The organism is Emticicia fontis, assembly GCF_054779675.1.
This window is the reverse complement of the sequence record NZ_BAAGXU010000018.1, coordinates 1-25,543: the sequence shown is the minus strand read 5'-3', so window position 1 is coordinate 25,543 and position 25,543 is coordinate 1. Positions and strand designations below refer to the sequence as shown.

Here is a 25,543-nt window from a genome sequence, read left to right as displayed (position 1 = left end):
GAGCCAAGCCTTAATTTCGATAAACATAAGGCTTGGCTCGTTTATTTATAAATCTCTCTTCACTTTTTTTGTTCCCCTTTAGGGGCTAGGGGTTTTCCATTTTCCTCTATTTTCTATAATCTAATGCCGGCTTCCTATCCCCTACTAATGATATATATTTAAAATCTCCACCTCTGGCTTTCAGGAACTCTTCTTTGGCTTTTTTGACTGTTTCCGGGCTTTCAAATAATTGTGTGGCGGTAAGGGCTAAGGTTTTGGCTGCTATAATCATTCCTTTACGGCCAATGCTCATACCACCTGCAGCTACTGCCTGCCAACTATGGGCTGGCGTACCCGGCACCCAGGTTGCTACACTTAAACCAACCGTTGGCACAGCCCAGCTTACATCACCTACATCTGTTGAACCACCAGCACCAGTTTTTTCAACATCTAATGGCTTGATACCCGTGGCATCTTCATATCTTAAATGGTCTAAGCCTAAGTTTTTAGATAATTTTTCAGCATACACTTTCTCTTCTGGCGTGTAGTTTAATCCTCCCACTTTAACCAGATTATCCTGCATGACATGTGTGAGGGTCTCATTGGCTAATAATTCATAAGTACCGCCAGTTAATTCCCATTCTACTCTGGTATCTGTACCCATTGCTGCGCCTTTGGCTGCTTTTTCAATACGCGACCATACATCAATTACCACATCACGGCGAGGATTACGGGCATAATAATAAACCTCAGCAAAATCAGGAACTACGTTTGGCGCTTTTCCACCGTTAGTAATCACATAGTGAATACGCGAATCAGAAGGAACGTGTTCGCGTAACATATTGACCATATTATTCATGGCTTCTACCCCATCCAATGCCGAACGTCCTTTTTCAGGTGAAGCTGAGGCATGTGCGGAAACTCCATAAAATCTGAATTTCCCTGATTTATTGGCCAATGATGTACCAAAACTTGCTGTGTTAAAAGAACTAGGATGCCAGTGCAAAACGGCATCAACATCATTAAATAATCCGGCACGAACCATATATACTTTGCCTGAGCCACCTTCTTCGGCAGGGCAACCATAAAAACGGATAGTACCTTTGATATTGTTGGCCTTCATGTATTCTTTCACGGCAATGGCTGCGGCAGCAGAGGCTGTTCCAAATAAATGATGCCCACAGGCATGGCCTGCCGTACCTCCAATTGATTTCTGGTCGGCTGTTGAATCCTGTGAAAGACCCGGTAAGGCATCGTACTCTCCTAAAATTCCAATCACTGGTTTGCCTTCTCCAAAAGAGGCAACAAAAGCCGTTGGAATTTCGGCCACTCCTTTCTGAATAGTAAAACCTTCTTTAGCTAATGTTTCCTGTAGAAGCGCCGAACTTTTTGTTTCCTGATACCCTACTTCGGCATAATTCCAGATTTGTTTGGCTATGCCACCGTAATACATTTCTTTTTTAGAAATGCTTTGGAGCATCTGATTTTTTTTATCCTGTGCTGATAAGTATAGACTTAGAAATAGAAAAGAAAAAAGAAGTAAAAATCGGTGTTTCATGTTTATTGATAGTGATTTATTGAGTATTCAGTTCGGTGTGTGTTTAAATATAGACCTAAAAAAATAAAGATTCAAACAATTGTAGAACATTGCCTGAATCTTTATAGAAAATAATTTAAATATACTACCTTAATTAGCGGATGCCTGTTGCTGAATAGTTTCCTTTAAATCAGCAATTCCGCAAATTTCTTTCTTTACTAAATCAGGTCGTGATGAAGAAATCAAGTGTCCTGACTCAGGAATAAAAATGAATCTGGCGCTTTTATTCCCTTGAAGCATTTTCTTGGCAAAAGAGAAATTCGTGGTATCCACAATCCAGTCTTGTCCTCCACACATCACTGTTACATCTGTTTGTATTTTAGGCCACTCGCTTTTCAGTTTTCTCAATTCTGCTACGTGTGCATATTTTTCGTCTGTGGCGGTATTCATGCGTTCAGGTAAAAACCATCTTACCAGAAATACCTTTCCAAATTTAGAAAACCACCAGAACTTTTCAGTATCAGGGTCAATGGCGGGTGATAATAGAATTACTTTTTTTACTAATTCAGGATACATCGCTGCGATTTCAGCTGCTACCGGAGCACCGTAAGAACGGCCAACAATAATAGCTTTTTTACCCGAATGGTTACTTTTCAAAGCCATTACAATCGCCTGTGCCTGCTCAACAAGGCTATAGACCTTCTTTTTAGGCTTTTTCTGCGATTTGCCGTATCCCGGTCTATCAACAGAAATCAAATGGAACTGATGCTGTAAGGAGCTATCATCCAACATATTCATATAACCATCCCAGGCACCTGGAGCACCATGAATAAAAAGTACGGGTTGAGCCGTATCTGCTCCGAAAGTTACATAGTGCAACTTTAAAGAGTCGTTTTCAACCATGTGATATAAAGGCTTGGCTAATCGGTCGCGGTAATGCTCTTTAATTTCAGACTCGGTCATTATCCATCTGCTGAAACAAGAGCCAAGAAGAATACTTAAGGTAACAAAAGCGATGAATCTTTTAGTCCGACCATTCAGTTGTTTAATTCTGTTCACTACAATTTATTTTAATTATATTTTCAAAGGCTTATGAGTATAACGAATTTCACCCCCTAATCGTTTGACATAATCTTTTAAAAATTATTAAAATTTAAAATTTCAAACCAAATTTTTTCCCTGCCATTGCTTTCACAATTCCCTGAAATTCAAGATTTAAGAGCAATGATGCTAAACGATTGACAGGTATTTGAGTCTGCCAGCTCAGATTATCAATCTGTGTCTCGCCATGCGTACGTAAATAGGCAATTACCTGGCCTTCTTCCTGTGTAAATTGTGTCAGATCAATTTCAGGCTCTTTAGGTTTTGTTTTGGTAATTCCGTTACTCTCTGCCCCCCAGTTCATGGCTTCAATCACATCGTTGACCTCTGTAAAAATATTAGCCTTATTCTCTTTAATTAATTTATGACAACCCGCCGAATATTTATTGGCAAGACTACCCGGCACCGCAAAAACTTCATGATGGTAATTATTGGCAAAATCAGCCGTTACTAATGCCCCTCCTTTATCAGCAGATTCCACTACGATATTTACATCGCTTAGGCCCGCAATGATTCTGTTTCTGGCAATAAATAGGTTACGGATTGGTTTCATACCAAACGGATTTTCAGATAGAAGTCCTCCTTTCTCGAGCATTTGCTCTGCATATTTCTTATGAGCCGCCGGATAAATAATATCTATCCCACTAGCCATTACACCAATGGTTGCCATTTCATTGTCAATAGCTGCTTTATGAGCGATAATATCAATGCCATATGCCAAACCGCTGATAATACTTACCTGATAGGGTTTTAGCTGCTCTATTATCTCTTCTGTTATTTTTCTGCCATAGTCAGTAGCTTGTCTGGTTCCTATAATACCAACTGTACGCAAAGCACTTAAATCCCCATTGCCTTTGAAATACAAAATAGCCGGAGCATCATATAAACCTTTCAGGCGTGAAGGATAATCCTTGTCAATGGAAAAATAGAGTTTAACTTGTTGCTTCTCAGATTCTTTCAGAATATTTTCAGCCTTTGTCAATAGCGACTTCTCTCTGAGACCTTCAATAATTTGTTTACCAACACCGGGAGTTTTCAACAATTTATCAGTCTTTGCTTTAAAAACATTTTCGGCCGATCCCAGATTACTTACTAACTGTCGGAACATAATACTACCCACACCCTCTACCAAAGTCAAAGCAAGCTGATATATTTTTTCCATGTATATGATTCGGCGTTTTAATTTATAAGTCTATTGGAAAGATTTGTGTTGGTTGTGTATCCGTACACTAAAGCTATGGTCCATAATAGCATCTGATAGGTAAATAAGGAGATTAAAACTATTATAGTCACACACAATTTTTCCAGGCCAATTTCAGGTTTTCAAAATTAGGAAGGACATACCGAATTTAAAAACAACCTTTAAACTATTGCTGAAAAGTTAAAAATTCTTTCTGAAATTATTTCTTCAGAATATAATTACCCCAGATAGGATAATGGTCTGAATAAGGCACCTCCGAGTAAGTTTTGAAACTCTTCAGTTCAAAGTATTTATCGTCATAGAATTGATTATCAATTCTTAAAAATCCTGGGGAGCGATGGTAGGTAAACCCAAATCCTTTACCCTTTTCCTCAAATGCATTTTTCAGGTATTTCCGGGTTCTGCCGTAGGTATATCCATAAGGTACTTCATTAAAATCACCTGCGAGAATAATTGGATATGGGCTATTTTTTATCCACAGCTCCAGCTCTATCATCTGAATAATCCTATCGGTAAAGCCTTCTTTTAGCTGATTGTATATAGTTTTGGCTTCTTTTTTGGCTTTTTCTTTATCATCACCAGCATCCAGAACCTTGTTGACACGAACACCCATTGAGCGCAACTGGATATTTATTACTCTGATTGTATCTTTTTCAACCACAATATCTGCCGACAAAAGCCCATTATGATTAATTGACCAATGTTTTTCTTCTTTTCTGATAATGGGATATTTTGAGAAAATAGCCAGCCCAATTGAACCCTGCCCTTTATCATTGCCCGGTGTTGAATGAACATAGGTATAATAAGGATGCGTGTTTCTGAACTTCTGAATCATCCGGAACTCAGGAATATAGTCTACATTAAACAATTCCTGTACACATTTTATATCTGCATTTATATTTAAAGCATTCCGGATTAATTTAGTAGAATTAATTGAGTCTCCCCTCATAGTAAAACTTTCAATATCGCACCACATCATATTATAACTCATCACAGAAATACCTTTCCGTTTATCTTCCTCATTATCTAAATGCCAGGTAAAAGTGCGAAGAAGTAATGGAAAGCCAATCAACAAAATACCAATAGAAATAAAGACCCTACGAGATTTTCTGAAAGCCCAGAGAATAATAAAAAAGACGTTGCCAGCAAAAGCAAGGGGTAATGAGAGCATCAGAAAGCCCCCAAGCCAATGTTTTACACTTACCGAATAGCTCAATTGGTACACTAATAATGTATATAGTGCCAAAATCATATTCATAAAGAATAAGAATCGCTTCAAGAAAAGTCTGATAAATTCTATCATTCCAATATACAATAAAATCAGGATATTGATCCTGCACCTGTTCGAAAAGATGGGTTTTGCTTTTTCATTTTAGGGTTAGCTTTTCAAACAGGTTCCTAAAAATAGTTGCTTCTTATGAAAACGAAAAACGATAGATTGAATTAAATATTGAATTGTGCAAAATAACATCACTTTGCTCCAATTAATATAACTATTCAAAGCCAAACTAAGACTATTTCAATTTAAACTATTTCGATATATTACTTTTCTAATTAAGGACTATAAACCAAACAATGCGATTTTTATGAGTATTCCTAAAATAATCTTATTTCCTAGGATTATCATTCCCAAATATCTATAAAAAATCCAAATTCATTAAATACCTGTAATCAAGTCAAAATTGCACTTGATTACTGTAATTAAATCCATTAGGTATATACGACAGAACGTCAAAATAGTACCATGCTATTAGAATTTAGTTAGAAAAAAATCTTTTCGGCACAGGCATTAACCAGATAAAACAAAAACCCTTATCGAATCAATAAGGGCTTTGCGATAGCTTGTTCATAATGTATTGTATGTAGACAACTGTTAACAAAGCAGCCGTAAAATTGTAGTGGATTTCAGGGAAAAGGCTTTTAATTAATCATTCTCATCTAATTCAAATATTTCTTCAACTGTTTTTCCAAAGATTTTGGCAATTTTCATTGCCAGTACTGCCGATGGGACGTATTTATTGCTCTCAATGGCATTGATGGTCTGGCGGCTTACGTTGATTCGCTCAGCTAAATCGGCTTGCGTAATATCAAGGATAGCCCGTTCGATTCTGATCCTGTTTCTCATAATCTAAATATTTAATTGGCTATCAATTGTTTTGGAATTTGCCATTGGCATCGAATGAAGGTTTTATAACCAGTATATAATGAAACCGGATGATAAAAAGCAGCAACGGTGTAAACATATTGTAGACAATGACACTAAAGAAAGCCATGCCATGAATGAAAATAATAGCCAGAATCAATAAAGCAAAGTTGAGATAAATCGCCCATTGTAGAGATTCTAAGCGGATTTTAGATACATATTCATCTTCAATCTTCACTTTTGAAAAAGCAACAAACAGTAAACCTATAATTGAACCGATGGCAGCTATTTCATCGGTAAAGTTTAAAACAGACATACTGTCATTTACAGTAGTTTTATCTGCTCCGCTTGAGGAGGTAAATGTATCTGTAAAAATATACTCAAATGGTAACTTTACCGTAAGGAAATCAAAGTAAAAATCACCAATTAAAACACATAAGCCTAAAATTAAAGATGGGATAGCAAGTAACCAACCGATTAGTTTGTAGCGATGGGGAAATAAGAATCTTGGTTTCATAATTTTGTATTATTTCGTTTATGTAAAATATAACGCACCAAAAGTAAAATAAACTTTACATTTTGACAAATTTATTTGATATTTTTTTTCAAAAAACTTATATGAATGCTAATATGATTTTTATCAGCTTTTCATAAGGGCTTCTTCTGTATCTTTGCAAAAAATTTCAGCAGTGATGAATGATATTCAGAATAGAGCAGATATAGAACTTCTGGTGAATAGTTTTTACGAGAAAGTACATAAAGATTTTGACCTTGCCCCTGTGTTTGTCATGCCACAAGACCAGTGGGAAACCCATTTAATAAGAGTAGTGAATTTTTGGGAAAACTGGCTTTTTCAGACAGGTAGTTATAATGGAGGCATGATGTGGGTACATATGCAGGCGCATCAGCATCATGGACTAACCACCGAACGTTTTGAGCGTTGGCTCGCCTTATGGTTTATGACAGCCGACACACTTTTCAGTGGCCCAAGAGCCGAATTCGTAAAAAGCAAAGCCTTAGAAATCGGCCAGATTATGAACGCGAAAATGAATAGTGGTTCTTAAAGAAGTCTCTATGATTAACTTTAGAAAAAAATAACAACTAAAATTGTAACCTTATAACGTCATTCCTGTTTGAGCGCGATTAAAAATCGTAGAGATAATTCAGATTTAAGCGAAGGTATTTCAGATTTTTAATCGCGTGAGTTTGAATGATGGGCTGCTTTTTTGGTTACTTTTTTGCAGCAACAAAAAAGTAACAGCCCGAGACTAAGAGAATAGGAGAAATATTTCTATAAAAAAGCAATCTATCATAAATAGAAGTTTCAGTCAACGATTTAAAAAATCGGGATACAATTATAACTCTACCATCAATTTAATCATTTCTTCCAAATACCTTCTTACTTTACGGTCGGCGCCATCAGCGTAACGATTAATAATGAAGGCAAAGGACATCAGTTCTCCGTTGGCAGCGGTAAAATAGCCTGAAAAGGCTCTTGTATTGGCAATTGAGCCACTTTTGGCTCTTACATTTCCTACGGCTTTTGAGCCTTTGGCTAAGTTTTGTACTGTTCCAGTAATACCAACCACAGGAATAGAAGCATAGAAATCATTAAAGGCGCTATCCCGACGCATAGTGAATAAGATATCTACTAAATTGTTGGCAGTTAATACACCCGATGGTGAGAGTCCACTCCCATCACGAATCATAAAGCCCTGTAAATCAACGCCTTTTTGCGACCAGAGAAACTTTTCTGCTTTTACCCCAGCTTCAAAACTTCCATCTTTAGAAAGTGTATAGCCTACCGTTTTCAGAAAAGCATCAGCATAGAGATTGATGCTTTGAAAATTACAATGTTGAGCTAAGGTAGAAATAGTGGGTGAATCGTAGCTGAGAATCAGATTTCGTGACTTTTTATCTTGAACCTTTGCTTTATAATTCTGATAGCTGATTACTTCATTTGTTATTTGACCTTGCAATTCCTGAAATTTTCTTTGCACATGATAGGCGAGAAAATAGGCAGGATCAGGCAATGAGCCTTTCACAGCAAAATCTGACGGGCCAATTGGCACTGTACCTTCGGAAATAATCGTATTACTGAATGGTGTATTATAAACAGTGACATTATCACCTGAACCTCGTTCGGCCGTTGTTACCTTATTAATAAAATTTATAGCAGGAACCGTCGGAGAAAGCCTTAATACTGGCGCATCCTCTCCCAATGATTTAGCAGGTTTGAAATGGATTTCATACAAATTTTCATTGGCATTCAAACCACTCACACCCGCTCCATAGTAATTACCTATATCTCCCCATACCCACGAATTAGCCAGAGTATTATCAGGGAAAATACTACCATCACCTAAAATAAATCCTTCTATCCTTTTAATACCAGCTTCCCGTATTTTCTGAGCAAACAAATTAACCACTTGTTGAAAATCTAAACCCACTCTTGATGAACCTAAAGATGGGTCTCCAGTTCCTCTGATATAAATATTCCCCTTTAATACGCTGTCTGCTATTACGCCATCATACTCAACAAAAGTCTGGTAACGATAATTGGGGCCTAAAACAGATAGAGCCGAAGCCGTCGATATTAGTTTAAGAGTTGAAGCTGAGTTGACAGATTTTCTGGCATTGAATTGAATTTTATAATCACCTGTTTGAGTTGATTTGATAGAAGCTGCCACCACACCAGTCTGGATTTCGCTATCATTCTGAATGCTATCTAAGAGCTGTTGAAACTTTTCAAGTGGTGAACTTAGTTGTAGAAGAATGAATAAAAATAGCTTCATAGAAATGATTCAGGTTTAAGGCAAGGGCTTTGATAAAAACGAATTTAGAGGAAATGGCTAGCAAAAAAAAGATTTCTTTCCTTAATTTGTGGCTGAATATGGAGCAAAATCTATTCTGCGTTCATATTTTTAATATTTTGATAGCATTTTCGTATGAAAATAACTTTTTGGGGAGCGGCAAGGCAAGTATCAGGTAGCATGACCCTACTTGAGTTTGATGATGAATATAAAGTTTTGATTGATTGTGGTACTGATTTAGAAAGAGAAAATAACCCCGAAAAACCTAAGTTTGAATATGGCATTTTTCCATTCGACCCTTCTTTAATCAATCTGGTTATACTTACTCATGCACATATTGACCACTCTGGTCAGATTCCTAATTTATATAGAGAAGGTTTTGAAGGGCAGGTTTTATGCACAAAACCTACAATGGATTTAAGTGAACTGCTTCTATTAGATGCGGCTTCGCTCAATCAAAGGAAATTCAAGCTGATTCATGACAGCAAAAAAAGGTCGAAGAAAAGAAAAGATATAGATTCAAGAGAACTATATCTGGAGAGGCAAGTGAAAGAAGCAATGGATAATTTTGTGCCGATTGCTTTCGACCAGCGCTTTAAATTCAAAGACGACGGATTTTTGACTTTTATTCCGGCAGGCCATTTATTAGGTGCTGCTCATGTATATATTGAGTTCTGGGAGGATGGAAAGAAAAAAACATTGGGTTTCTCAGGTGATATTGGTCGCAAGAATTATCCTTTATTGATAGATCCCCAACCTCTCCCACCAGTAGATTATCTCATAACAGAAAGCACCTATGGCGACCGCCACCATATAGATGAAGGCGAGGCTGAAGCTATTCTGGCCGGAATCATTCAGAAAGCCTGTATTGATATGCCAGGGCGCTTGATTATTCCTTCTTTCAGCGTTGGCCGCACACAAGCCATGCTTTATACCTTGAATAGATTATATACTGAAAAGGGCTTTACGCCTATTAAAGTATTTACTGATAGCCCCTTGGCAAAGGCTAGCTCCAGGGTGTATGAAAAGAGTGTAAAGCTGCTTAATAAGCACGCCCGTACTTTTCACGAAGAAAATGAGTCTTTGTTTGATTTCGAGAATCTGATATATTTGGAGTCGAATCAGGCGAGTAAGGCTGTTTCAAATCATGCTGAGCCATGTATTATTATCTCAGCCTCGGGTATGATTCAGGGAGGTAGAGTGGAGCATCATATAGAAGCCAATATCAGTAATCCTTATGCTACTATCCTGATGGTTGGTTATGCGAGCGAAGGGACTTTAGGCTGGAAATTGCTGAACGGTGAGCGCAAGGAACTAAGCATAAGGGGACAAAAACACCCGGTTAATGCAACCATCTTAAGAATTGATGTATTCAGCGGCCATGGAGATTTCAAAGATTTGACTAATTTCGTGGCCTCGCAAGGGATAGATAAAGTAAAAAAGGTATTTCTGGTACATGGAGAGTATCCAACCATGCAGAATTTTAAAATTGCACTCGAACAAAAGGGGTATCAACAGATTGAGATACCAGATAAAGGACAAACTTACGAAATTTAACAAACGCCCATAGCGCTAAATCGTTTATGAGAACTCTTCTTGATTTTGAAAAACCCATTGCAGAGCTTGAAGCAAAGCTTGACGATATGCAACGCCTTGCCGACGAGAACAACGTGGATGTAAGAGAAGCTGTCAGAAGTCTTACTGAAAACATTCTTAATCTGAAAAAAGAAACTTTTTCAAATCTTACCCGCTGGCAAAGAGTACAATTGTCTCGCCACCCTGATCGCCCATATACTTTAGATTATATCGAAAAATTATGTCAGGAATTTCATGAACTACATGGTGACCGCACAGTGAGAGACGATCCGGCTATTGTAGGTGGATTTGCTGATATAGATGGAAAAACCGTAATGCTGATTGGTCAGCAGAAAGGACGCAAAACCAAAGAAAGACAATACCGTAACTTTGGTATGCCAAATCCGGAAGGATATAGAAAGGCTTTGAGATTGATGAAACTGGCCGAAAAATTCAATAAGCCGATTGTTACATTAATTGATACCCCGGGTGCATTCCCGGGTCTTGAAGCCGAAGAACGCGGACAAGCAGAAGCCATAGCACGCAACCTACGTGAAATGTGTGTACTGAAAGTACCGGTTATCTGTATCATCATCGGTGAAGGTGCATCAGGCGGGGCTTTGGGTATTGCGATTGGTGACAGAGTATTGATGTTAGAAAACGCATGGTATTCGGTAATTTCTCCCGAAAACTGCTCAACAATCTTATGGCGCAGCTGGGATTATAAAGAACAAGCCGCAGAAGCCTTGAAACCAACTGCCACTGATATGCTGAACAATAAGCTAATTGATGGTATCATAGAAGAACCACTGGGCGGTGCGCACCTAGATTGGGATGATATGGCTCTTCGTCTGAAAACAAGAATTCTTTCTGAAATTGAAGACTTGGAAAAACAAACGCCTGAAGAAAGAATTGACTCCCGTATCGAAAAATTCTGCTCGATGGGATTCTTTGAAGAAGCATAAGTTTTAACAACTGAAATATAAATGGCGAGTAATGGCTGAGGCTGTTGCTCGCTTTTTTTGTTAAAGCGTATTTTAATTAAGCAAAATATTCTCTACTTTAGCATTATAACATCCATTTTGTTTTGCTTGACTTTTGAACTATTCATTTTATGGAAGCCCTGATTATAGTTTTGGTGGTGCGCATGATAATTTATTTTCTTGAAGACGCGCAAAAAAAGAATTCTGCCAAACCCAGTTCCAAATCTTCTGAAATAATTAAAGAGCCAATATTTGAATCTTACTCGGAATCTTCGGCATTAATTGAAAAGCTACGAGTCAAGGACCCAGTAAATAAATGGTTTGGTGCTAATTTATATTCTATTATTAACTATAATCAAAAGCATTATATCCATCCTGATGATTGGCATATCTTGGAAAACTACCCGTATATCAATAGTATGCATCAGTGCATTGGAAAAGAAGATAATTATTTAATGTTAAACTTTGGGGATAAAATTTTTCGTATTCTAGAAAAATATATACATACTGTACCTTATAAGGAACCTAAATTCAAACCTTTGGAAGACGTGAAATTTTATAGTTCAAAAGGAAAATTAGAATTTGGAATCATCAAAGGAATCAGCTGGCATAATAATGACGGCAAACATATTTACTCTATTGAAGTAAATGAAAAAATGAAAACCCGAAGGTACTTTGAAGAGGATTTGGATAGAGTTATAGCTACTGATACTATTTAAAAGCTTGTCTTCCTTAGTATAAGTCTGGAATAAAATTTTCAGGATTAGTGTTTGTACAAAAGCATATTTATTATAGGGTATTTTTTCATAGCTAAATATTGTTTAATTTAGCCTTGAACTTGATGCTGAATTATTTTTTTGCTTGACCTTTCAATTACTAATTCTATGAAACACCTACTTTGCTTGCTGTGGTTTATCTTTTCATTTACTGGTTTTTCTCAAAATCTTTCAACTCAGGTAAAGCTTATACCCGCTGAACCAAAAGCGGGACAAAAAGTCCAACTTATTTACCGACCTGATCTGCCTTCAACAACAGCCAAACTTTCTTGTTACCTCTATCAAAACACTGACCAGACACGAGTGACTGTTCTTCCTTTGCAAAACAAAAATCAGCAATACGAGGCTGAATTTATACTTGGTGCTGAGACAAAGAGTTTTCTAATGGTATTTCATGACTCATCAGGGGTAATCGATAGTAATCATGAGGGGGGGTATTGGAGTCCTGTATATGCTAATGGGAAATTGGTTGCTGGCGCACGCTCAACAATGGCTGATATGTATAGCTGTTGGCATCATAATGCATTTTCTCTAGCCCAAAGGTTTGATCTTTCACTAGACTTATACCAAAAAGAATTTGTCCAAAATCCCTATCTGAAAAGAAATCATTTAATATTTTATTTAATGTCCATGAAGGGCGATAATAATTTCAATAAAAATCAATTTAAAAGAGAGTTACAAGGATTTGTTTTATATGACGACCTCACTGAGGTCGAAATGCGTTTTCTGGCAAAATTTTATGCTGAGATAAATGAAAATACCACTGCCAGAGAACTGAATAAAAAAAGGCACGAGAAATATCCGAAGGATCGTAGTGTAATTGAAGAAGCGAACCGAGACTTTCACATGGAGTTTGCACGAGAAAAAAGTTTTTCTAAAAAGAAAGAGATGTATGACGCTTTTTGTGCCAGGTATAATGATCTGGAAGATTCTATTACTGTAAAACTGAATCAATTCAAAAGAGGAACAATGCTCGCCAGATTAGCGGTATACTATTTAAAGGAAAATAGGTTTGATGAATGGGAAATAGAATTGTCAAAATTAAATGCAGTAGGGCAACGTACTAGTTTATATTTAGGGTCTTCTGATTTAGTTAATAAAGACTCTTATTTAGAAAATGCAGAAATTCTTGCTAAAAGAGCCTGTGTTTTTGAACTTAAAAATCTTAAAGAACCAAGATATTGGAATGAACCTCTTTATATGACCGATGAAGAAGTTAACCATTACAGGCGTAAATATGCCGCTTGGGTTATTAAGAATTATGGAGTAATATTAATGAAAAATAATAAGCTAGCATTGGCTGACTCAGTTTTAAAAGAAGCTGCATATACTTATGCATTTGGAGAACATACAGAAATAAATGAGACATACATAGATTGTTTAATCAAAAGAGGTAAAACTGAACAAGCTGAAGAAGAAGCCCGGCGTTTTGTAAGTACACAAAAAAGTAGCCCACATATAGATGCCTTTTTGAATCAGTTGAAGAAATCTACAAACCTAAATTCTACTGTTAGTATAAATAATTTTAAAAATCGTGTGCCAGTTAGCCTTATCAATCAACCGCTCTCTGATTTTTATTTTGTTGATACGCTTGGCAAACAGGTAACTAAAGAATCGCTAAAAGGGAAAGTCGTTGTGGTTGATTGCTGGGCAACTTGGTGTAACAGTTGTATTATAGGCTTCGAGGGCATGTATAACCTCACAAAAAAATATGGAAAGGCTGATGTAGTTTTTCTTTTCTTGAACACGTTGGAATTTGGAGGCAATGTTGAAGAAAAAGCTAAAAAACTGATAAAAAGTAAAGGATATGATTTTACGATAGTGTTCGATCAAGACAATGTAGCAGTGGACAAACTCAAAGTAAATAGCTTGCCGACAAAATTTATCATTGATAAAGATGGTAATATCCGATTCAGGCAGGAAGGTGAGGCAGAGGGGTTTCTTGAAAAACTGGATACCGTTATTGAGCAATTGATTAAATAAAACTTAGGCTTTGCTTAAAAATTCACAACCTTGTCCGGAGTTTTAGTGTCAATAATTAAAACAGGTTTTTCAATTTTACATCCTCAAACATGAAAAATTTACTTCTTGCTCTGGCTATTAACTTTATCATTATTAGTTGCAAAGATAATAATATCTGCTGCGTGATTATTGATACCTCAGCTACCATTTCAGTTATTGAAAAGAACACGGGTGCTGATTTATTCAACCCCAACTCGAAAAATTATATTGATGCCAAAAGTCTTGCATTAGAATTTTCTACCAATCCGGGCAAGAAATTTATCGTTAAGGGTATCGATAGAAGTCAGCCTGTTTTTTATCAAAGTGATGGCATATATTATCTTCGTATTTTCCCGACAACCTATGAAGCCCTAACCAATGAGCATACAGTGACTATTCATTGGAACGATAAAGATTCAGACAAAGTCAAATTTCAGATAGTACAACATAAAAACGGCGCTTATACGGATAAACTTTTTTTAAATGATAGTTTAATCTGGACTCATCCAAACGAGAAGATAGTAACTATCTATAAATGAAGAGCTAGCATACCTATTGGTTTTTCCTTTAAGTCATCAGTACAAGCAATTTTCACCCAAAACTTAGCTAAAAGTTTATACTTTTTTAATTCAGAAGCCGCATACTACAAAATATTTCGAAAGTGTCAGACGTTTAACAACAGTTTGACACTTTTTTATTGCTCCATCTCTACCTCAAATTTGTATGAAAGTAAAAGCCGTTATTTTTGACTTCGGAAACGTAATCATCAACATCGACATCCCTCGTACCTTCCAGGCATTCGCCAGTCTTACTGGCAAAAGACAAGCAGTTATCGAAAAACTCGTATCAGAAAATCAGCTATTCAGACGTTATGAAACCGGGCAATTTACTGACATTGAGTTCAGAGAAATTGTCAGACAAACCGTTGGTTTTCCTTTAAGTGATCATGAAGTAGACAGAGCATGGAATTCCCTTTTACTGGACATTCCGCAGGAAAGAATTGATTTTTTAATAGAACTTCGCAAAAAGTACCCAATTTATCTCCTGAGTAATACCAACAACATTCACATTGAAGCTTCTAATTCTTATTTAAAGAAAACTTTTGGTTACAGACATCTCGACGAATTATTCGACCAGTTATTCCTCTCCTATGAAATCGGGATGTGGAAGCCAGATGCCGAAATTTATGAATATGTATTAGAAAAGATCAAGCTAAAACCGCATGAGGCATTGTTTTTAGATGATAATCCGCATAATATTCAATCGGCCAGTGCATTAGGTATGCAAACTATACTGGTTGAACCTCATACTTCTATCGTTGAATATTGTAAAACGATTTTTTAAATCGTTTCTTTGTACCACAATTATACTTAGCTAATGAAGCAAAACCGAACATTACTTATACAAATTGCCCTCTTTATAGTTACACTTATCACCACAACAATTACAGGAGCAGAATGGATTTTCGGCAATTCTTTCTTTTTTGGATCGAATCCGATGGGCTGGCACGAACTGGTCCAGGGTCTTCAATACTCAATTCCATTTTTAGGGGTGCTGACTATCCATGAATTCGGGCATTATTTTGTAGCAAAAAAACATAAAACCGACGTAACACTCCCATTTTATATTCCCCTTTGGTTAGGCGGACTTAGTTCAACCTTTGGTACTTTAGGAGCTTTTATTCGTATCAAAGAACGAATCCAATCAAGAGTGAAGTATTTCGATATAGGCATTGCAGGCCCTTTAGCGGGCTTTGTAGCTGCATTAGGCGTACTTTGGTATGGCTTTACGCATTTGCCAAGTCTAGATTATGTTTTTAATCTATTTCCACAACTAAACCAATATGGGATGGAGTATGGAAAGTTCCTGGAAACTACACCAGACTATGTTTCTATCAAACTTGGGGATAGTTTACTATTCAAATTCTTTCAGGATTACATTGCCGTTGGCGAACTACCCCACCCTTATCTATTCACCAATTATCCAATCATTTTTGCAGGATATTTGTCTTTATTCTTTACAGCGCTAAACCTCTTCCCTATTGGCCAGCTAGACGGTGGGCACATTCTTTATGGTTTGATTGGTGACAGAGCTTTTAATATCGTTTCTCCTATCCTATTTACAGGTTTTGTATTTTATGCAGGTCTGGGCTTATTTAAAGTTGATGAGTTTTTTATGCCCAATACCGATATAATCTGGAAATTTGCGCTTTATATTGGCTTTATCTATCTGTGTTTCTCCAAAGTTTCAGAAAATCTTATGACAAATTTGCTGATAACCCTGAGTGTTATTGCGATTCAGTTAATAATCACTTATTTTTACCCCACAGTTGAGGGGTATTCAGGATTTTTAGCTTTTGGCTTAATGATTGGCCGTTTCTTAGGAATCTACCACCCTCCAACCTACGACAAGCAACCACTTACCTTAGAAAGGCAAATTTTAGGTTGGCTTGCCCTGTTGATTTTTATTTTGTGCTTTACACCGAAGCCTTTTACTATTATACAAAATGTTTAGTTGGTTAGCAAAATCCATTTTCAGATTAGCGGGATGGAAAACAATTGACAATCTTCCGCCTGACCTGAAAAAAGCGATTTTTGCAGTGGCGCCTCATGCAACCTGGTACGACTTCCTGGTTGGTGTGGGTACACGTTCTGATTTAGGAAAATCAATCAAGTACTTAGGCAAAGCCGAACTGTTTCGCCCGCCTTTTGGTTGGTTATTCAAGGCTTTAGGTGGCACTCCTGTGGTTCGCTCACATAGTACAAACTTTGTTCAACAGGTAGCTGAAACTTTCAATAGACACGAAAAGCTCCTGGTAGCTATTGCTCCTGAAGGCACCCGAAAGAATGTAGCAAGGCTGAAAACAGGCTTTTATTATATGGCTCACGCAGCCAAAGTACCTATTATAATGGTAGGGTTCGATTATCCCCGAAGAACGGTTTTTGTTGAAAAGCCTTTTTATACCAGCGGAGACTTTGAAGCAGATATGAAAAAATATTTTATTCCTTTTTTTGAGCAGATTCAAGGCGTGAAAAAAGATTGGTTAGCCAATTATGAAAAAGGGGAGTTTTAATAAGTAGTATAGATTAATCAGTAGGAAGAACAGTGCAATGAAAAAACAGACGCAATCAATAAGAATTCAGACCAAACGTTCACAATATAGAGAACATTCAACACCATTATTTTTAACTAGTAGTTTCTGTTTTGAAGATGCCGCCCAAGGCAAAGCCATTTTTGACGAAACGCTGGAAGGGAATCTTTATTCACGTTTTTCAAACCCATCTGTACAAGAGTTTATTGATAAGGTTTGTATGCTTGAAAACTGTGAGGAAGGCTTGGCAACTGCTACCGGTATGGCAGCAGTATTTGCAGGCTTTGCTGCACACTTAAAATCAGGCGACCACGTAGTTTCTTCAAGAGCTTTATTTGGATCAGCACACCAGATTCTGACACAGATATTGTCTAAATGGGGTATCACCCATACCTATTTGGATGCAACTGCACCTGAAAGCGAGTGGGAAGCGGCGGTTCAGCCAAATACCAAAATGATTTATCTGGAAACACCATCGAATCCGGGTCTTGAACTGGTTGATATGGCGATGGTTGGACGCATGGCTAAAAAACATAATCTGATTTATTATGTAGATAATTGTTTCGCTACGCCAATTATTCATACGCCTACCGACTATGGTGCTAATTTGATTGTGCATTCAGCTACGAAGTTTATGGATGGACAAGGCCGTGTATTAGGCGGAATTATCACCGGAACAAAAGAATTAATAGCCCCTGTTCGTTTCTTTTGCAGACATACTGGTCCGTCAATGTCTCCATTTAATGCATGGGTACTATCAAAGAGTTTGGAAACCCTTGAACTCAGAATGGAAAGACATTGTGAGAATGCGATGAAACTAGCCAAAGCATTAGAAAAAATGGAGGGTATTGTGAATGTAAAATATCCGCATTTACCATCCCACCCGCAATATGAATTGGCAAAGAAACAAATGAAAGCCGGTGGTGCTATGGTAACTTTTGAGCTAGAAGGTGGCTTTGAGCGTGTAAACCGTTTTACACAAAAACTGAAAATAGTTTCTATCTCATCAAATCTGGGAGATTCGCGTACTATTATTACTAATCCGAATACCACTACACATAGCAAATTGCCGAAAGAAGATAAAGCTAAGTTAGGAATCACTGAAGGTTTGATTCGTGTGTCTGTTGGTTTAGAAGATATAAGCGATTTAATTGCAGACTTTAAACAAGCAGTCAAAAAGAGTATGTAATAAAGCCCTATGACTGTTGAACAAAAATATATTGCAGAGATAGTTAAAGCTGAAAACATCAGAACTTTTACAGCTTTTAATAAGCTGACCAATACTCTTTTCTTTGAGCGGGCACAGGCGCAAGAAGAAATCTTATTGCTGAAAACTCAGTTAAATACACTTAATAAAATCATAAAAGATAAGGACGAGGAGATAAAAAAACTGAAAATAAAGCAAAGAAATCAAGATTTTATTGAAAAAAACAAAGAAATTAAAAAAGAAAGTGTTAAAATTGTAGCTAGTAAAGTACAACAGTCTGAAGAAAAGGCTCAATTGAAGAAAATAATAGAAGATTTAATACAAGAGATTGATGTGTGCGTTGAGTTGCTGAACGAAGAATAGTTTAACCTAAAACAGCCCTTGGAGGTGAATCAACAATGGCCGATAGCGAAAAAATAGAAATCAACTTAAGAGTGCTGCAAAGAGTAGTTACCCTTAAGATTCAGCCGGAGTTAGAGCCATATTTCCGTAATGCGGCTACCTTTGTTAATCAACGCCTTAATTTTTATATGAAAAAAAATGGGGAGGGTGACATGGATTTTTTAGACTTTCTGATCATTGTCGCCATTGAGGGGGTAGTTGAAAATCAAAAAAACCAGGATAAATATCTTTTGCTGCAACAAGACCTTGATAAAAGGTTAGAAGACCTCAGCAACCGCCTTACGCTCAATTAATATTCTACATTTCTTCATCAAAGCTGTTCTGCTTTCTGTCAATCAAATCATTTTTGGTAGGGTTTTGTTTGGGCTGTTGTCCCATCATAGCCGAACTCTATACAACAAAAATGGTTTTTATTTCATTCTTAATTATTTAAAACATATAATTTGATGTCACAAATCATCACGATGCTCTTCACAGACCTGTTAGCTTTGGTAATAGGGTTCTTTGTGGGCAGAGCATTTATTAAGAAAACTTTCCAAAGCAAAGAGGCAGAAGCCGAAGTACGTGTAAATGAATTACTAAAAAACGCCCAACAAACAGCCGAAAACATTAAAAAAGACAAAATTCTAGAAGCAAAAGAACACTTTTTAAAGTTAAAAGCTGAGTTTGATGAAGATGCCAACAAGCGTAAAAACTTCATTATTCAGAATGAGCAGAAGGTAAAACAAATGCAGCAACAGGCTGCCCAGATGTTAGAGCAAAACAAGCGTAGAGAAACCGAATTAGATACTTTACAACATAAGCTCAACGAACAGATTGAGGTTGCAAACAAGCGTAAGGAAGAAGCTGAGCGTATGCTTGGCCAACAGGTAGAACAATTAGAAAAAATTGCCAACCTGACCGCCGACCAGGCCAAACAACAATTGATTGATGCCCTGAAAGGTGAGGCAGAAACAAAAGCCTCTTCTTATATCAAGCAGACCATTGAAGAAGCCAAATTATCGGCCACGAAAGAGTCTAAAAAGATTATTATCGAAACTATTCAACGTACTGCTTCTGAGCAAGCCATTGAAAACTGCGTATCGGTATTTAATATTGAAAGTGACGAGGTAAAAGGTAAAATTATTGGTCGTGAAGGTCGTAATATCCGTGCCCTCGAGGCGGCAACCGGAGTTGAAGTAATTGTAGATGATACTCCTGAAGCAATCGTAATTTCAAGTTTTGACCCTGTCCGCCGTGAAATTGCCCGTCTGTCTTTGCACCGTTTAGTACAGGATGGTCGTATTCACCCTGCCCGTATCGAAGAGGTAGTAGGAAAAACCAAAAAAGATATTGAAAACGAAATCGTTGAAATAGGCGAGCGTACCGTTATCGATTTAGGTATTCATGGCCTGCATCCTGAACTAATCAGAATGATTGGTAGAATGCGTTTCCGTTCATCATATGGACAAAACCTTTTGCAACACTCACGCGAGGTTGCCAAAATGTGTGCCACCATGGCAGCTGAGTTGGGTCTGAATGCTAAATTAGCCAAACGTGCCGGTCTATTGCACGATATTGGTAAAGTATGGCACGAAGAACAAGAATTACCTCACGCCTTGCTAGGCATGGAATTGGCGAAGAAATACAAAGAACATCCGGAAGTTATCAATGCGATTGGTGCTCACCATGATGAGATTGAAATGACCTCGATGATATCGCCTATCGTACAGGTTTGTGACGCGATTTCAGGCTCTCGTCCGGGTGCACGCCGTGAAATGATGGAGTCTTATGTACAACGTCTACGCGATTTAGAAGATTTAGCATTGTCGTTCAACGGTGTTGAAAAATGCTATGCCATACAAGCCGGACGCGAATTACGTGTAATCGTAGACTCTGAAAATGTAAACGATGAAATTGCCAGCAAAATGTCTTTCGACATTTCACAACGTATAGAAAAAGAAATGCAGTATCCGGGACAAATCAAGGTAACTGTCATTCGCGAAATGCGTAGCGTGGCTTATGCGAAATAAGAATTAAAAAATAGATTACAAAAATGAGTTATTCCGGATAAAAAGGAATAACTCATTTTTTGTATAATTTCAGTTAATAACTACAATTTACTTCCAATTTCTCTGAGTGTTTCAATCAGTTTTAATTGGATTTTTTTTTGTATGTTCTCATTTAATTCTTTTGCTAAACTATTCATATCTGATGTAAAGACATCGAATAATGGGTTCCATGGTGGTATAGGCTTAAAACCTTTTTTAGTTAATATCCATCCACCTCCATCCACATCAATGCTACCTATCACTTGCCTGTCAACCAACAATTCCAAATTACCATTATTGTTTCTTAAACCATTGGTAGGAGTTTCAGAATCAGAGGTAAAATCTTCAATTTTGCCAAATGGAAACCAGTTTATTGCTCCATTTTTTTCTGCCATTATCCAACCGGCATATCCTCCAACCGTTGGGCTATTATTAAACTTTATATCTCCCCTAAGATTAAAACCCTGAGAGAGTTCTGGCCTGGCACTAGAACCACTTTCTATTCTTACAGGTTGATTATATGAACCAAGTAGTAAACCTCCTACACCTGCATAACCACCTTGACGAACGTGTCCGTTGGTAGTAAAATATAGTCCCGAATCTTTACTTTTACCTATATTCCAGATTTTTGATTCCGCCCAATATTTAAGCCACCAAAAAGTAGTACCATTATCTTCATTTTCAGATTTCCAACCTAAGGCAGAATTTTCATGTTCTGATTGGTCGTTTTGCAAGTAGAGGGTTATATCTTTTAAAATATTTTTTATTTGAAAAGGTGTGGACACTTTGTACATATTGCGTTGGCCACGGTTAAAAAGCCCAATATGTCCATCTATAATTATATCGTTTAGAGTATCCGTAGAATGAAACATTGATTCATCAATAAACGGACTACTTCCACTATCATTTCCACCAATGACCATAGCAGGCATTCTGACCCAGTTAGGGCTTGAATGTTCTAACATGCAACTGTAAAAAACTGTTGAATAACCATTTTGCGCATCTGCCCGTATTCCGTGCCCCAGTGAGTAATAGATATAACAAGAATAGTATGAATTACCAAAAAAAGATGACTCATAAATACCGTTGCCCATAATATTAACAGTTCTTAAACCCTTACACATTCCAGCCTGTGAATCTCTCCCAAAAGTATGAATTCCGTGTCCACCGCAACCGGTAATAATACATGATTCGGCAAGCCATGAATCTGCATTGTTAATTCGTTTAATTTCTTTTATGCCTATAGACTTAGTCTCGGAATCTATTTCTAAACCTGTTCCTGCAAACTGAGATATTTGGACTCTAAATAATAAAGCCGCACTTATTAATTTTATCCCCGCATTATCCGGGCTTTGTGTATACATAAGTATACGCCTTGGATGAGTAGGATCAAGATTAATCGACAACTCATTGGGGTCATTCCAATTAACATGAGGTTGAAATATGCCCCAAATCTGAATATCTCGAATGATACTGAAACCACCATTACAACTATTTCCCATATAATTTTCAGGATAACCCTCTATGGCATTTGTGTCATGCGTTACACTGGTATCATCCGGGAACATTTCAAGCCAATTGGCTATAGGTAGAGAGGATTTTCGCTCGTTGATATAGCCGCCTCCATTGAAACAGTACTCTCCATGAACGATAAATGAGCAATCAATTTCTGTAAATTGAATAATTGATTGGAAGCTACCACCCCCAAATTGTGTTTTCCCTGTACCAAAAAGCTCAATTTTTTGAAAAATGTGAATTGACTTATCAAAGTAATAAATCCCTGGCGGTAAAAATATGGAGTAATTGATGTTATCATTATCCATGATTTTCTTCTGCGCTTTATGGATAGCAAAGAAATTAGCATCTTTAGCTATTTGAGTGTTCTCATTCGGAATTGCACCGAACTCAATGCTTGTAATGTCAATTATTTCCATTATTTGTGAGGTTATAGAAGTTAATAATGACAATATAAATATCCGATATAACTCCAATGTTAATTCAGATAAATACATATGCAAAAATTTATTTTACGGCATTTTATATTAAAATAATCTGTAAATCTTTGCATCAATACTATTTTTCTAAGGATGAGTTATTAATTTTATGAATTGAGTACCTCCATGTAAAATTTTCAACTTATGGCTGATGATTGAATCATAAAGCTTATACGTTTGTTCCCAATAAAAGCATAAACTAAAAACTATGTCTATTACTAAAGAATCCGAATTAGAGGGTATGAAAAAAGTAAGTGAAGCGGTAGCGCTCACTTTAAAAGAAATGCGGAATCATGCCAGACCGGGCATGACAACCAAAGAATTAGACGATTTCGGCGCTAAAATATTGGCTGATTTAGGAGCGAAACCTGCTCCCTCACTCACATATGGTTTCCCTGGAGCAACTTGTATTAGTGTGAATAACGAAGTAGCACATGGTATTCCATCAGAAAAAACTATTCTACAAGCAGGTGATTTAATCAATATTGATGTATCGGCAGAATTAGATGGCTATTGGTCAGATAATGGTGGTTCGTTTGTATTAGGTGAAGATACTAACGAGCATCAGGCATTAGTTGATGCCTCTAAACGTATTCTTAAGAAAGCTATCAGCCAGATTAAAGGGGGTATAAAAATAGCCGATATAGGCAAACTCATTGAAACTGAAGCCAAGAAATCAGGCTATAAGGTTATCAGAAACCTGACCGGGCATGGCGTTGGCAGAAGTTTACACGAAGAACCGCATGAAATTGCCAATTATTATGATAGATACAACACAACCAGATTCAGAAAAAACTCTGTTATAGCCGTAGAAACCTTTATATCTACCCATTCTACTATGGCTGATACCCAAAGTGACGGATGGACGCTATTAGGCAACAAAGGCGGCTATGTAGCGCAGCATGAGCATACGATTGTAGTAACATCTGACAAACCCATCATTCTGACTGAAATGAACGAAATATGGGAATAAAATTATTGAGTGATTGTGTGAATTAGTGATTAAATCACTAGACATTTTAATTCAAAAATCATTCTATTAACATAAAAATTAAGCAAATCATTACAATTTGTACTATTTATTCACTCAATCACTAAATCACTCATTCACTAATTTTTCAAAATATGGAATACAGACAATTAGGGGCATCTGGTTTAAATGTTTCAGTATTAAGTTTCGGCACAGCTACCTTTGGTGGCAGTGGTGAATTTTTCAAAGCCTGGGGAAGCACACAGGTTGAAGAAGCTACCCGTCTGGTGGATTTATGTCTTGAAGCAGGAATTAACCTATTTGACACGGCTGATGTGTATTCACAAGGACTATCAGAAGAAATATTAGGGAAAGCAATTGCCGGCAAAAGAGACCAGCTATTGATTTCAACTAAAGCTACTTTTACTTTCGGACAAGGGCCGAACAATCAGGGTTCTTCACGTTTTCATTTGTTAAAGCAAGTAGAAGGTAGTTTGAAGCGACTAAATACAGATTATATTGATATTTACCATATGCATGGTTTTGATGGCGTAACGCCCATAGAAGAAACCCTACGCACATTGGATGATTTAGTACAGAGTGGAAAGATCAGATATTTAGCAGCTTCAAACTTCTCAGGCTGGCACTTAATGAAATCATTGGCTATTTCAGAAAAATATGGTTGGAACCGGTACGTAGCACATCAGGTATATTATGCCTTGGCTAATCGTGATTATGAATGGGAATTAATGCCGCTGGGAATCGACCAGAAAGTTGGCGCGATTGTATGGTCTCCGTTGGCTGCGGGCTTGTTAGGAGGTAAATACAAACGAAATCAGCCTAAACCAACTGATACGCGTACAGCACAAGGCGGTAGTCCAATTCCGGCAGCGGTGGTTGATGATGAGATCTTATATAATGTGGTGGATGTATTAGAAGAAATTGCCAATGAAACCGGAAAAACTATTGCACAAGTAGCTATCAACTGGGTTCTACAAAGACCCACGGTATCAAGTATTATCGTAGGAGCTCGTAATGAACAACAGTTGAAAGAAAATTTTGCAGCCATAGGCTGGAACCTGACAACTGACCAGGTGAAAAGATTAGATAAAGCCAGCGAAGTCCCTCCTATTTATCCCTACTGGCACCAACGTCAGAATCTGACTTTAAATCCGCCGCCAAAATTTTATTAAGCCGATTGAGTAAACGTTTTTTTACAATTTCAACATAGGCGCAATATCGACCTTTGTTAAAATTTAAAACCATTAAAAAAATGTTTACACTCAATCAAATTAAAGAAGCACACGCGAAAGTAAAAAGTGGAGCCGATTTTCCTAAATACATTCAAGACCTGCTGCAATTAGGTATTTTAAGGTATAGTACTTATGTAATTGATGGGCATACAGAATTCATTGGAGTAGATAATTATGCACTTATATCCGGGGATAAATATGATTCCTTACTGATAGCGAATGAAAGTGATACAAATGAGTTTAAAAACTACCTGAAATTACATCAGCAAGGGCAATCAGATTTTCTTACTTTCTGTAAACAAGCGGCTCAGACCGGAATAGAAAAATGGGTAACTGATATAACTTATATGACTTGTACTTATTATGATACAAAAGGCAATGAAGTATTAGTGGAGACAATTCCAAGTGCTTAAATGCTTAATAACATAAACATGAGTCATCCCGAATTTTGAGTAATTGCTAGATTGAGTAAGCAATTGGAGATAGC

Annotated in this window: 24 protein-coding genes; 16 read left to right on the top strand and 8 right to left on the bottom strand. The window is 37.1% G+C overall.

The features are described 5' to 3' along the window. Positions 1 to 106 precede the first annotated feature (106 nt). From ACYVFA_RS10540 to ACYVFA_RS10515, 6 genes are all read right to left on the bottom strand, one after another. On the bottom strand, positions 107 to 1,537 hold the full coding sequence (locus ACYVFA_RS10540) for an amidohydrolase (protein ID WP_460471775.1): 1,431 nt from the start codon (positions 1,535 to 1,537) through the stop codon (positions 107 to 109). Positions 1,538 to 1,666: 129 nt separating this feature from the next. Then, the gene (locus ACYVFA_RS10535) at positions 1,667 to 2,575 is read right to left on the bottom strand and encodes an alpha/beta fold hydrolase (protein WP_460471774.1); all 909 of its coding nucleotides are present in this window, start codon (positions 2,573 to 2,575) and stop codon (positions 1,667 to 1,669) included. Between the two features lie 94 nt (positions 2,576 to 2,669). Beyond that, the gene (gene dprA, locus ACYVFA_RS10530) at positions 2,670 to 3,779 is read right to left on the bottom strand and encodes a DNA-processing protein DprA (RefSeq protein ID WP_460471773.1); all 1,110 of its coding nucleotides are present in this window, start codon (positions 3,777 to 3,779) and stop codon (positions 2,670 to 2,672) included. A 238-nt stretch (positions 3,780 to 4,017) separates the two neighbouring features. Beyond that, complete coding sequence (locus tag ACYVFA_RS10525) at positions 4,018 to 5,070, bottom strand: endonuclease/exonuclease/phosphatase family protein (protein WP_460471772.1); 1,053 nt, start codon at positions 5,068 to 5,070, stop codon at positions 4,018 to 4,020. A 672-nt stretch (positions 5,071 to 5,742) separates the two neighbouring features. Continuing rightward, a complete protein-coding gene (locus tag ACYVFA_RS10520) occupies positions 5,743 to 5,943 on the bottom strand; it encodes a helix-turn-helix transcriptional regulator (RefSeq protein ID WP_460471771.1) in 201 nt (66 codons plus the stop codon). A 22-nt stretch (positions 5,944 to 5,965) separates the two neighbouring features. After that, positions 5,966 to 6,478, bottom strand: a complete 513-nt coding sequence (locus tag ACYVFA_RS10515; RefSeq protein WP_460471770.1) for a hypothetical protein — start codon at positions 6,476 to 6,478, stop codon at positions 5,966 to 5,968. A gap of 154 nt (positions 6,479 to 6,632) precedes the next feature. Here ACYVFA_RS10515 and ACYVFA_RS10510 point away from each other — a divergent pair, with 154 nt between their 5' ends. Beyond that, entirely contained in the window at positions 6,633 to 7,025 is a 393-nt protein-coding gene (locus ACYVFA_RS10510) for a group III truncated hemoglobin (RefSeq protein ID WP_460471769.1), read from the top strand. A gap of 291 nt (positions 7,026 to 7,316) precedes the next feature. Here ACYVFA_RS10510 and dacB read toward each other — a convergent pair whose 3' ends face one another. Continuing rightward, positions 7,317 to 8,756: a D-alanyl-D-alanine carboxypeptidase/D-alanyl-D-alanine-endopeptidase gene (gene dacB, locus ACYVFA_RS10505; RefSeq protein WP_460471768.1), complete on the bottom strand. Its 1,440-nt coding sequence runs from the start codon at positions 8,754 to 8,756 to the stop codon at positions 7,317 to 7,319. Positions 8,757 to 8,909: 153 nt separating this feature from the next. Between dacB and ACYVFA_RS10500 the strand changes: the two genes are divergently transcribed. The 12 genes from ACYVFA_RS10500 to rny all read left to right on the top strand — a co-directional run bounded on the left by ACYVFA_RS10500 (position 8,910) and on the right by rny (position 20,821). Beyond that, on the top strand, positions 8,910 to 10,331 hold the full coding sequence (locus ACYVFA_RS10500) for an MBL fold metallo-hydrolase RNA specificity domain-containing protein (protein WP_460471767.1): 1,422 nt from the start codon (positions 8,910 to 8,912) through the stop codon (positions 10,329 to 10,331). Positions 10,332 to 10,357: 26 nt separating this feature from the next. Continuing rightward, positions 10,358 to 11,314, top strand: a complete 957-nt coding sequence (locus ACYVFA_RS10495; RefSeq protein WP_460471766.1) for an acetyl-CoA carboxylase carboxyltransferase subunit alpha — start codon at positions 10,358 to 10,360, stop codon at positions 11,312 to 11,314. A gap of 149 nt (positions 11,315 to 11,463) precedes the next feature. Further along, complete coding sequence (locus ACYVFA_RS10490) at positions 11,464 to 12,051, top strand: hypothetical protein (protein ID WP_460471765.1); 588 nt, start codon at positions 11,464 to 11,466, stop codon at positions 12,049 to 12,051. Positions 12,052 to 12,216: 165 nt separating this feature from the next. Then, positions 12,217 to 14,091, top strand: a complete 1,875-nt coding sequence (locus ACYVFA_RS10485; RefSeq protein ID WP_460471764.1) for a TlpA family protein disulfide reductase — start codon at positions 12,217 to 12,219, stop codon at positions 14,089 to 14,091. A gap of 89 nt (positions 14,092 to 14,180) precedes the next feature. Then, complete coding sequence (locus ACYVFA_RS10480; protein ID WP_460471763.1) at positions 14,181 to 14,648, top strand: hypothetical protein; 468 nt, start codon at positions 14,181 to 14,183, stop codon at positions 14,646 to 14,648. 184 nt (positions 14,649 to 14,832) lie between these two features. After that, a complete protein-coding gene (locus tag ACYVFA_RS10475) occupies positions 14,833 to 15,453 on the top strand; it encodes an HAD family hydrolase (protein ID WP_460471762.1) in 621 nt (206 codons plus the stop codon). Positions 15,454 to 15,486: 33 nt separating this feature from the next. Then, positions 15,487 to 16,623 (top strand): site-2 protease family protein, encoded by a 1,137-nt coding sequence (locus tag ACYVFA_RS10470; RefSeq protein WP_460471761.1) that lies wholly within the window; start codon positions 15,487 to 15,489, stop codon positions 16,621 to 16,623. Next, a complete protein-coding gene (locus ACYVFA_RS10465; RefSeq protein ID WP_460471760.1) occupies positions 16,616 to 17,182 on the top strand; it encodes a lysophospholipid acyltransferase family protein in 567 nt (188 codons plus the stop codon). Before ACYVFA_RS10470 ends, ACYVFA_RS10465 begins: the two co-directional genes overlap by 8 nt. A gap of 37 nt (positions 17,183 to 17,219) precedes the next feature. Beyond that, positions 17,220 to 18,389: a trans-sulfuration enzyme family protein gene (locus ACYVFA_RS10460; protein ID WP_460471759.1), complete on the top strand. Its 1,170-nt coding sequence runs from the start codon at positions 17,220 to 17,222 to the stop codon at positions 18,387 to 18,389. 9 nt (positions 18,390 to 18,398) lie between these two features. Continuing rightward, positions 18,399 to 18,770 carry a hypothetical protein gene (locus ACYVFA_RS10455; protein ID WP_460471758.1) on the top strand — a complete coding sequence of 124 codons (372 nt, stop codon included), beginning with the start codon at positions 18,399 to 18,401 and terminating at the stop codon, positions 18,768 to 18,770. 35 nt (positions 18,771 to 18,805) lie between these two features. Then, a complete protein-coding gene (zapA, locus tag ACYVFA_RS10450; RefSeq protein WP_460471757.1) occupies positions 18,806 to 19,102 on the top strand; it encodes a cell division protein ZapA in 297 nt (98 codons plus the stop codon). Between the two features lie 153 nt (positions 19,103 to 19,255). Further along, complete coding sequence (gene rny, locus ACYVFA_RS10445; RefSeq protein WP_460471756.1) at positions 19,256 to 20,821, top strand: ribonuclease Y; 1,566 nt, start codon at positions 19,256 to 19,258, stop codon at positions 20,819 to 20,821. A gap of 80 nt (positions 20,822 to 20,901) precedes the next feature. Here rny and ACYVFA_RS10440 read toward each other — a convergent pair whose 3' ends face one another. Next, a complete protein-coding gene (locus ACYVFA_RS10440) occupies positions 20,902 to 22,773 on the bottom strand; it encodes a hypothetical protein (protein WP_460471755.1) in 1,872 nt (623 codons plus the stop codon). Positions 22,774 to 23,041: 268 nt separating this feature from the next. On the opposite strand from ACYVFA_RS10440, the gene map reads away from it, so the two are divergent. From map to ACYVFA_RS10425, 3 genes are all read left to right on the top strand, one after another. After that, positions 23,042 to 23,806 carry a type I methionyl aminopeptidase gene (map, locus tag ACYVFA_RS10435; protein WP_460471754.1) on the top strand — a complete coding sequence of 255 codons (765 nt, stop codon included), beginning with the start codon at positions 23,042 to 23,044 and terminating at the stop codon, positions 23,804 to 23,806. Between the two features lie 152 nt (positions 23,807 to 23,958). Further along, positions 23,959 to 24,996 (top strand): aldo/keto reductase, encoded by a 1,038-nt coding sequence (locus ACYVFA_RS10430; protein WP_460471753.1) that lies wholly within the window; start codon positions 23,959 to 23,961, stop codon positions 24,994 to 24,996. Between the two features lie 80 nt (positions 24,997 to 25,076). Continuing rightward, positions 25,077 to 25,469, top strand: coding sequence for a DUF1398 domain-containing protein (locus ACYVFA_RS10425; RefSeq protein WP_460471752.1), 393 nt, complete (start codon positions 25,077 to 25,079; stop codon positions 25,467 to 25,469). The last annotated feature ends 74 nt before the right edge of the window (positions 25,470 to 25,543 follow it).